Origin of the sequence: Mesorhizobium sp. M7A.F.Ca.US.005.03.2.1 (assembly GCF_003997795.1) — a bacterium.
Classification (GTDB): domain Bacteria; phylum Pseudomonadota; class Alphaproteobacteria; order Rhizobiales; family Rhizobiaceae; genus Mesorhizobium; species Mesorhizobium ciceri.
The window spans coordinates 1-3,330 of sequence record NZ_RZRP01000709.1 but is presented as its reverse complement, the minus strand read 5'-3'; the positions used below and the strand labels follow the sequence as shown (position 1 = coordinate 3,330).

At 64.8% G+C, this 3,330-nt stretch carries 1 protein-coding gene; it reads right to left on the bottom strand.

The genetic code is table 11. The features are described from left to right. On the bottom strand, nucleotides 1-3,176 hold a 3,176-nt coding region (gene carB, locus EN991_RS28785), incomplete at its 3' end, for a carbamoyl-phosphate synthase large subunit (RefSeq protein WP_127370017.1). Nucleotides 3,177-3,330: the final 154 nt, after the last annotated feature.

The following is a 3,330-nucleotide window of genomic DNA, read 5'->3' as shown; positions in this document are numbered from 1 at the left end:
CGCTTGACCGCCGGCAGGATGCCTTTCTTGTCCTCGTCGCGCACCGAGACGAACAGCGTGCCGGAGCGCGGCAGGTCGACGCCGGCGCCCAACTGGCTCTTGGCGAAGGCCAGCGCAAAATCGCGGTCGAGGCCCATGACCTCGCCGGTCGAGCGCATTTCCGGGCCGAGCAGGATGTCGACGCCGGGGAAGCGGGCGAAGGGGAACACGGCTTCCTTGACCGCGATGTGGCCGGGGTTCCTGGGATCAGGCATCGCGCCGTAATGGGCGAAGGCGTCTTCCGGTTTTTCGCCGGCCATGATGCGGGCGGCGATTTTCGCGATCGGCCGGCCGATGGTCTTGGCGACGAACGGCACGGTGCGTGACGCGCGCGGGTTGACCTCCAGCACATAGACCGTGCCGTCCTTGATCGCGTATTGCACGTTCATCAGGCCGCCGACATTGAGCGCGCGGGCAAGGGCTGCCGTCTGGCGCTCCAGCTCGTCGACCAGTTCGGAAGGCAGCGAGTGCACCGGCAGCGAGCAGGCACTGTCGCCCGAATGGATGCCGGCTTCCTCGATGTGTTCCAGAATGCCGGAGACGAAGGTCGACTTGCCGTCGCAGAGGCAGTCGACATCGACCTCGATGGCGCCACTGAGATAGGTGTCGAACAGCAGCGGGTTCTTGCCCAGCAGCGTGTTGATCTGGCCGGTCTTGTCGTTGGGGTATTTCTGCTTGATGTCCTCCGGCACCAGGCCGGGCACGGTGTCGAGCAGGTAGGTCTGCAGCATGCCCTCGTCATGAATGATCTGCATGGCGCGGCCGCCCAGCACATAGGACGGGCGCACCACCAGCGGGAAGCCGAGCTCGCCGGCAACCAGGCGGGCCTGCTCGACCGAATAGGCGATGCCGTTCTTCGGCTGGCTGAGGTTCAGCTTGTGCAGCAGCTTCTGGAAGCGGTCGCGGTCTTCGGCGAGATCGATCATGTCGGGCGAGGTGCCGAGGATCGGGATGCCGGCCTTCTCCAGCGCATCGGCGAGCTTCAGCGGCGTCTGGCCGCCGAACTGCACGATGACGCCGACCAGCTCGCCCGACGCCTGTTCGGCGCGCAGGATCTCCAGCACGTCTTCCGCCGTCAGGGGCTCGAAATAGAGCCGGTCTGAGGTGTCATAGTCGGTCGAGACCGTCTCGGGGTTGCAGTTGATCATGATCGCCTCATAGCCGGCATCGCGCAGCGCGAAGGCGGCGTGGCAGCAGCAATAGTCGAACTCGATGCCCTGGCCGATGCGGTTCGGCCCGCCGCCGAGGATGACGACCTTCTTGCGCGACGAGACCTGCGCCTCGTTGGCCAGCGCGCCGGCGAACGGCACTTCATAGGTCGAGTACATGTAGGCGGTGGGCGAGGCGAACTCGGCCGCACAAGTGTCGATGCGTTTATAAACAGGATGAACGTCGAGCTTTTCGCGAGCTTTCTGAATCACTTCGGCGTCGGTCTTCGTCAGCGACGCGAGGCGGGCATCGGAGAAGCCCATGGCCTTCAGCATGCGCAGATTGACGGCATCCTCGGGAATGCCGTGCTCGCGGATGCGGGCTTCCATGGCGACGATGCCGGCGATCTGTTCGAGGAACCACGGGTCGATCTTGCACATGGCGTGCACGTCCTCCAACGAGGTGCCCATGCGGATCGCCTGCGCCACCATGCGCAGCCGGTCGGGCGTCGGCGTGCCGAGCGCTGCACGAATGGCGTTGCGGTCGTCGGCATGGTTGGCGGAACCGAGGCCCCCATGGCTGAGACCGGGAATCTCGATCTCGTCCAGACCAGTCAGGCCGGTTTCCAGTCCACGCAGCGCCTTCTGCAGCGATTCCTGGAAGGTGCGGCCGATGGCCATGACTTCGCCGACCGACTTCATGGCGGTGGTCAGCACCGGCTCGGCGCCGGGGAATTTCTCGAAGGCAAAGCGCGGGATCTTCGTGACGACGTAATCGATCGACGGCTCGAACGAGGCCGGCGTGGCGCCGCCGGTGATGTCGTTCTCCAACTCGTCCAGCGTATAGCCGACGGCGAGTTTTGCCGCGATCTTGGCGATCGGGAAACCGGTCGCCTTCGAGGCCAGGGCCGACGAGCGCGAGACGCGCGGGTTCATCTCGATGACGACGAGGCGGCCATCGGCCGGGTTGACGGCGAACTGTACGTTGGAGCCGCCGGTCTCGACGCCGATCTCGCGCAGCACCGCGATCGAGGCGTTGCGCATCATCTGGTATTCTTTGTCGGTCAGCGTCAGGGCAGGGGCGACGGTGATCGAGTCGCCCGTATGCACGCCCATCGGGTCGATGTTCTCGATCGAGCAGACGATGATGCAATTGTCCGCTCTGTCGCGGACGACCTCCATCTCATACTCCTTCCAGCCGAGCACGCTCTCCTCGATCAGCACTTCGGTGGTCGGCGAGGCGTCGAGGCCGGACTGGACGATCTCGTAGAATTCGGCGCGGTTGTAGGCGATGCCGCCGCCGGTGCCGCCCATGGTGAAGGACGGGCGGATGATGGCCGGCAGGCCGACATGGTCGAGCGCCTGGGCGGCGATCGCCATGCCATGGCTGATATAGCGCTGCTTGCGGTCGCCTTCGCCGAGGTTCCAGCGGGTTTCCAAGGCGTCGAGCGCAGCGTCGAGATCGGCCGGTTTCTCGGCCTTGAGCGCGGCGCGCTCGGCCTCATGCGTCTTGCGGTCGGTGTTCTTGACGTCGGTGGCGTTGGCCAGCATCGACTTCGGCGTTTCCAGGCCGATCTTCTTCATCGCCTCGCGAAACAGCGCGCGGTCCTCGGCCTTGTCGATGGCGGTAGCATCGGCGCCGATCATCTCGACATTGTAGCGCTCGAGCACGCCCATGCGGCGCAGCGACAGAGCGGTGTTGAGCGCGGTCTGGCCGCCCATGGTCGGCAGCAGCGCGTCGGGCCGCTCCTTGGCGATGATCTTGGCCACCACTTCAGGCGTGATCGGCTCGATATAGGTGGCGTCGGCCAGTTCCGGGTCGGTCATGATGGTGGCCGGGTTGGAATTGACCAGGATGACGCGGAAGCCTTCCTCCTTCAGCGCCTTGCAGGCCTGCGTGCCGGAATAGTCGAACTCGCAGGCCTGGCCGATGACGATGGGGCCGGCCCCGATGATCAGGATCGACTTGATGTCAGTGCGTCTTGGCATGTCAAAGGTCCGTTCGGCGGGCGGCTTGCACAAAAAACCGGGACGGGAAGACCCGGCCGGTTGTGCTCGCGATTCTGGTATCAGGCTAGGAGGGCCTTATAGGGAAGAGTTTTGACTGATGTAACCCCGAAAATGCGAGGTAGGGGAATAGGGG